6 protein-coding genes are annotated in these 6,200 nt (G+C 66.1%); 4 read left to right on the top strand and 2 right to left on the bottom strand.

All coding sequences use genetic code 11. The annotated features are described in order from the left end of the window. Positions 1-145: 145 nt before the first annotated feature. Positions 146-1,207 (bottom strand): integrase core domain-containing protein, encoded by a 1,062-nt coding sequence (locus tag AB0J09_RS53445; protein ID WP_360709807.1) that lies wholly within the window; start codon positions 1,205-1,207, stop codon positions 146-148. A 336-nt stretch (positions 1,208-1,543) separates the two neighbouring features. Then, on the bottom strand, positions 1,544-2,479 hold the full coding sequence (locus AB0J09_RS53440) for a LysR substrate-binding domain-containing protein (RefSeq protein WP_358428017.1): 936 nt from the start codon (positions 2,477-2,479) through the stop codon (positions 1,544-1,546). Positions 2,480-2,649: 170 nt separating this feature from the next. Between AB0J09_RS53440 and AB0J09_RS53435 the strand changes: the two genes are divergently transcribed. The 4 genes from AB0J09_RS53435 (at position 2,650) to AB0J09_RS53420 (ending at position 5,969) form a co-directional block, all read left to right on the top strand. Next, positions 2,650-3,204 carry a hypothetical protein gene (locus tag AB0J09_RS53435; protein WP_360709805.1) on the top strand — a complete coding sequence of 185 codons (555 nt, stop codon included), beginning with the start codon at positions 2,650-2,652 and terminating at the stop codon, positions 3,202-3,204. A gap of 43 nt (positions 3,205-3,247) precedes the next feature. Further along, positions 3,248-3,910 carry a hydrolase gene (locus tag AB0J09_RS53430; RefSeq protein WP_360709803.1) on the top strand — a complete coding sequence of 221 codons (663 nt, stop codon included), beginning with the start codon at positions 3,248-3,250 and terminating at the stop codon, positions 3,908-3,910. Between the two features lie 284 nt (positions 3,911-4,194). Further along, a complete protein-coding gene (locus AB0J09_RS53425; protein WP_225963420.1) occupies positions 4,195-5,265 on the top strand; it encodes an LLM class flavin-dependent oxidoreductase in 1,071 nt (356 codons plus the stop codon). Then, the gene (locus tag AB0J09_RS53420; protein ID WP_360709801.1) at positions 5,262-5,969 is read left to right on the top strand and encodes an NAD(P)-binding domain-containing protein; all 708 of its coding nucleotides are present in this window, start codon (positions 5,262-5,264) and stop codon (positions 5,967-5,969) included. The genes AB0J09_RS53425 and AB0J09_RS53420 overlap by 4 nt, the downstream gene beginning before the upstream one ends. Positions 5,970-6,200 lie beyond the last annotated feature (231 nt).

Raw genomic sequence — 6,200 nt, 5'->3', positions numbered from 1 at the left:
GAGGCAACGGCTGCTCCCACGAACGTGATCAAGGACAGAAGCCATCAGATCACGAACCAGCCGACACCGCGCGAGTTAACCAGCAGGGTCCTGTAGGGCGTCAAAACTCGCGCGCGTGGGTTGAACTGGGGTTTCTCCGACGTAGCTATGCGGCTCGGCGGTACTCGTTGATCGCTCCTCCGAGTACTTCGTGGCGTTCGATCCGGCCTTCCATGGACACCACCGCCTGTTCGTCTTGATCGGGTGGTCGTTGGCCGCGCGCCTGGTGAGGTCGGTGGCCGTTGTAGTGATCGATGTACTCATTCAGAACCAAGCGCAGGTGACGTTCACCGTAGATCAGCATGCGGTCGGTGCACTCGGCGCGCACCGTCCTGATCCAGCGCTCGGCATAGCAGTTCGCCCTCGGTGTTCGCGGCGGCGTCTTCATCACCGTGACGCCCACGGCGGCGAAGACCTCATCGAACACGGCGGTGAACTTGGCATCTCGATCGCGGATGAGGAAGCGGAACGAGCCTGCTCCCTCGCCGAGGTCGATCAGGAGATTACGGGTCTGCTGAGCGGTCCATGCACCGGTCGGATGAGACGTTACGCCCAAGATGTGCACGCGCCTCGTGTTGACCTCCATCATGAGCAACACGTACAGGCGCTTCAGGAAGATTGTGTCAACGTGGAAGAAGTCGCAGGCCAGGAGCCCTTTAGCTTGCAAACGTAGAAAGGTGCGCCATGGGGTGTCGAGATGACGGGGCGCCGGAGCGAAGCGGCGGGAGCGCAGAATGCGCCGCACGGTCGCCTCGCTGATCTGAATGCCGAGCCGCACCAGTTCCCCGTGTACCCGTCGATGGCCCCACGCGGGGTTCTCCCGCGCCAGGCGAAGGATCGAGTCCCGGATCTCTCGACTCATTGTTGGACGTCCGGGCCGATGTGGATAGATCCAGGCCTGTCGGAGCAAACGACGATGCCACGACAGCAGCGTCGCCGGGGTAGCCAGCCGATGCGCGCGCAGCACTGTCGGCAGCCACCGGGCCAACGCCGCCAGGACGGCTCGATCGACCCAGTCCGGCTTGGGGCGTTCGACCTGGCGCCGTAGCACTGCCACTTCGTGACGCGGCACCATGATTTCCACGTTCTTCGACGCTTGACTACGGCCCAGCAACATCAGCCAGCCGAACACCCGCAGCGTGATGAGATAGAGCAGGCGGACAAGCACAAGACGCGATCTTGTCTGCAGGGGCGGAGTCCCGTCAAACCACAGGTCAGAGCCATCATGGCTGCGTTTTGACGCGGCACAGGCGAAGTTCAGTCACGTCCGGCTCAACGGGAGCTCCACGCCTGAAATTCCGCGCCGGTCAGCCGAAGGCCGGGCGGGCTTACCGCGCGGCCCCGGAAAGCACGGCTGGCCATCCGAGCGAACCCCCAGCTTACGCGGAATGCCCAGGAAATTCGACGTTGGGCTTACGTCCATTCCACTGTGGATGGACGTGGCCCGGTGCAGGCGTTGTACATGCCGTTGGGTGATCGAGGCTGCGGGTCGCAGCGTCGCACGCTACGTGATGGGGTTGCGTAGCCATTTGTTGCGTTCAGCGCATCGTCGGGCGGTGTCGACGACGCTCGCGATGGCGGGTGACGGATCGTTCGTGGGCCACAGCACGGAGAGTTCTGCCATGATCGGCGGATCGACGACGTCACGAAGAACGATGCCGGGGCTGGTCTTCGCGGCGTGCTCAGCGAACGATGTCGGGGCCAGGCTGACCTCGCGTCCGCTGGAGAGCCGGGCGAGCATGGCGTTCACCGGTGGTTCGTCGAATGCGCAAATATCGGGTGAGAAGCCCGCCTCGTGGCACGCGGCGACGATGGCGTCGTAGTACGCCGGGGCGTGGTGGCGGGCGAACAGCAGCAGCGTCTCGTCGCGGAGGGCCGTCACCGGGATCCTCGGTGCGTCAGCGAGGCGGTGGCGAGCGCTGAGGACTGCGGAGACGGGCTCTTCGCGGAGGAGCTCGCCATTTACGCCGTCGAGGGGCTGCGGTGAGAGAGCGAGACCGGCGTCCAGGTCGCCGGCACGGAGACGTTCGGGAATCTCGGCGCTGAAGAACTCTCGAGCGTCGACCAGGACGTCTGGATGGTCTTCCCGGAGAGTGTCCAGGAGCGCCGTGAGCGTGTCGAAGCTTGTCACCGGTGTGTAGCCCAACCGAATCGTCGTCGCGATCCCTGCCCCGGCCAGCCGGGTGAGCTGCACGGCTTGCTCCAGCGCGGCCAGCGCTTTCGGCGCCTCGCGAGCCAGTGTCCGGCCCGCGGCGGTGAGCTGCACGCTACGGCTCGAACGCACGAACAACGGGGTGCCGAGGGTCTCCTCGAGCTTGCGGATCTGATGACTCAGGGATGGCTGAGCGATGTAGAGACGCGTGGCCGCGCGACCGAAGTGGAGTTCCTCGGCTACGGCCATGAAGTAGCGGAGGACACGGGGGCTGACATCGATAGACAAATCCTACCGCTGGAGGTCCGGACAAGTCTTGGACGCCCGCCGGATGGCCGCCGTAGTGTCGTTCTCACGACGTGGGAGACGTTCCAACGTGCCCCGTCGAGCCTGGTCGGAGCCGGTTTCGGTTCGCGTGACCGGCCGACAAACCACCTCAGCCTCGCAAGGAATGAAGCATGAACATCACCGTGATCGGACGAGGCAACGTCGGCGGCGGGCTGGCCGGCCTGTGGGAACGTGCCGGGCACCAGGTGACGCGGCTGGGGCGTGGAGGCGGCAATGTCGGCACCGCGGACGCGGTACTGCTCGCCGTCCCGGGAACCGCCGTGGAGGTGGCGCTGTCATCCGTCGTCGGGCTCGAGGGCAAGACAGTGCTCGACGCCACGAACCTCTACGGCGGTGCCCGGCCTCCGGCCGGGTTCTCCTCCAACGCCGAGTACGTCCAGTCGGTGACGGGCGGGCCGACGGCGAAGGCGTTCAGCACCAACTTCGCCTCTCTCCTCGGGCAGGTCGCCGATGCCCGTGTACGGCCGAGCAACCTGTGGTCCGGTGACGACGAAGTCCAGGGCGTTGTCAGGCAGCTCAGTCTCGACGCCGGATACGAGGCGGTCCGCCTTGGCGACCTGAGCATGGCCGCCACGCAGGAAGGCCTGGCCGACCCGATGTTCGCGATCGCGCAGTCCGGACTCGGCCAGTTCGTCTACCGGCTGGCATCACCCGAACAGCTCTGACTCTGACCATCGAACGTTCAGCCCATCACGCAGAAGGAACATAGTGACGCGCACCGCAAAGACCGGACTCGAGGCACTGCTCACCCCCGAGGAGAGCGTCCTGGTGCTCATCGACCACCAGCCCTACCAGTTCACCAATCTCAACAGCCATGAACCAACCATGATCGTCAACAACGTCGTCGGCCTCGCCAAGCTCGCCAAGGCGTTCGACGTCCCCACTGTGCTGACCACGGTGATCGAAGAACGTGGCGGTTACCTCATCAAGGCTCTCCAGGACCTGTTCCCGGACCAGAAACCGATCAACCGCACGTACATCAACACCTGGGAAGACCGTCGTGTCGTCGACGTCGTGGAGAAGACGGGGCGCAAGAAGCTGATCATCGCCGGGCTGTGGACGGAGATCTGCGTCGCCATGCCCGCCATCCAGGCGCTGGGCGAGGGCTACGACGTCTTCGTCGTCACCGACGCCTGCGGCGGGGTCAGTGCCGAGGCGCACGACATGGCGGTGCGCCGCATGGAGCAGGCCGGCGTGGTGCCCATCACCTGGATGGCAGTGTCCGGGGAATGGCAGCGCGACTGGGCGCGCGAGCCGACGCCCCCCGAGCTCACGCAGATTCTCCAGGAACACGGTGGCGCCAGCGGGATCGCGTTCGCCTGGGAGCTGCAACTGCTGGCCACACCCACCACCGATGGAGCTGGTGCGTAGCGCCGACGGACGCTGAGCCGGAGGCGAGCCTGGGGCACGTGGCGTGCCCCAGGCCGCCTTCGGTGCGGTCACATTCGGAATCGGGGGCGAGTGGGAGCATCCCCGCGTCATCCAGGTGCGATTCCAGAGCGTCACCGACGCCGGTCCGGAACAATTCAAGCACTCGTACACGCAGGTCGTCGTCGCCCCGGCCGAATACATTTCAGGCGATTTCCGCTACCCCTACCTCTCGTGAATCTCGCACCGTCGCGCACGGGCACAACGAAAGCTCTGAGGAAGTTGCCATGATGGACGTTTCGAAGATCGAGTTCGGTATCGACAGCTTCGGGGACCGGCCCCGTGACAATCGGGGTGAGGTCGTCTCGCACGCGCAGGCGATCCGCGCCGCGGTGACCGAGGCCGTGCTGGCCGATCAGGTCGGCATCGACGTGGTCGCGTTGGGGGAGCACCACCGGCCGGAGTTCGCGATCTCCAGCCCGGAGACGGTGCTGGCCGGCATCGCGACCGCCACGAAGCGCATTCGGCTCGCCTCAGGTGTCACGGTGCTGTCCTCGGACGACCCGGTGCGGGTCTTCCAACGGTTCGCGACCGTGGACGCGCTCTCCAGCGGCCGGGCGGAGGTGATCCTCGGACGTGGTTCGTTCACCGAGTCGTTCCCGCTGTTCGGGTATGACCTGAAGGACTACGAGGTGCTGTTCGAGGAGAAGATCGACCTGTTCCACCGGCTCCTGGACGAGACGCCGGTCACCTGGGAGGGCACCACCCGGGCCGCCCTGAATGACGCGGACGTGTACCCGAAGACCGATTCGGGACGGCTCAGCACCTGGGTGGGAGTCGGTGGGTCACCGCAGTCCGTGCTCCGTACCGCCCACTACGGGTTTCGGCTCATGCTCGCCATCATCGGCGGCGCCCCCGCCCGGTTCGCTCCCTACGTGGATCTTTACCGGCGGGCGAACCAGGAGCTCGGCACCACCGCACAGCCGGTCGGGATGCACTCGCCCGGCTTCGTCGCCGCCACCGACGAAGAAGCCAAAGAGCTGTTCTACCCCGGGTACCGGGAGATCCGCGACCGGATCGGGGCGCTGCGCGGCTGGCCACCGCTTCGCCGGGAGGAGTTCGACGCCGAGGTGGGGCGCGGGTCGCTGTATGTCGGTTCGGTCGAGACGGTCGCGAACAAGATCGCCCACGCGATCCGGGTGCTGGACGCGGGCCGGTTCGACATGATCTACTCCGCCGCGGGCACCGTTTCAGCCACCGCCCGGCTACGTTCGGTCGAACTGTACGGCACCCAGGTCATCCCCCGGGTCCGCGAGCTGCTGGCCGAACAGCCCGCCGTCACGGCGGCGACACGATGACCACCCCCGTGGCCACCGTCGGGATCCTGGGGGCCGGGAAGGTCGGCACCGTCCTGGCGCGCCTGGCGGTCGCCGCCGGCTACCGGGTTCTGATCTCCGGCTCCGGTGACCCCGCGAAGATCGCGCTGACCGCCGAGGTGCTCACCCCTGGCGCGACCGCCGCGTGGCCAGCCGAGGCCGCGCAAGCCGCGGACGTGGTGATCCTCGCTCTCCCGCTCGGCAAACTCCGCAACCTCCCGGTCTCGGCGTTGCGGGGGAAGCTGGTCGTGGATGCGATGAACCACTGGTGGGAAATCGATGGTCCCCGCGACACGATCGTCCCGCCCGGTACGTCCTCGAGCGAAGTCGTGCAGCAGTTCCTGACGGGCGCGCGAGTCGTGAAAGCCTTCAACCACATGGGCTATCACGACCTCGAAGACGGGGCTCGCCCATCCGGCCACCTCGGGCGCAAGGCGATCGCGATCGCCGGTGACTCACCCGAGGATCTCACCGCCGTGTCAGAGCTGATCGACACACTTGGGTTCGACCCACTCGCCATCGGTGACCTCGCGGCGGGTGCCCGGCTCGAGCCCGGCGCCCCTGCCTTCGGAGCCAATGTCGACGCCGAGCAGCTTCGCGCGCTCACCACTACCCCTGCTCCGGCCACTGAACCGTCTCTGGCCCATTCACAAAAAGGACAGCCAGATGACTCAGGGATCAGTTGACAACAGCGGTGCATCCGTGACGGTCAGGCTCGAGGTCGCCAGCCCGATCAGCTCCTACACGGTGAACCTCGCCAATGAATCACCCGTCGGCAGGGTCGACTTCGTCGACTTTCCCGAGGAAGACGATGACCGGATAGGGACTGTACGGTCACTGGCTCTGGCGCACTTTCGGTGGTGACGGAACGTGATTGTTCGTGTCGGTACATGGCTATCTCGGGGTGCTGTGTCAGC

It is taken from the genome of Nonomuraea sp. NPDC049784 (genome assembly GCF_040659615.1).
In the GTDB taxonomy this organism is placed as follows: Bacteria; Actinomycetota; Actinomycetes; order Streptosporangiales; family Streptosporangiaceae; genus Nonomuraea.
The sequence above is the reverse complement of the archived record's forward strand: the minus strand, read 5'-3'. Positions and strand labels throughout refer to the sequence as shown.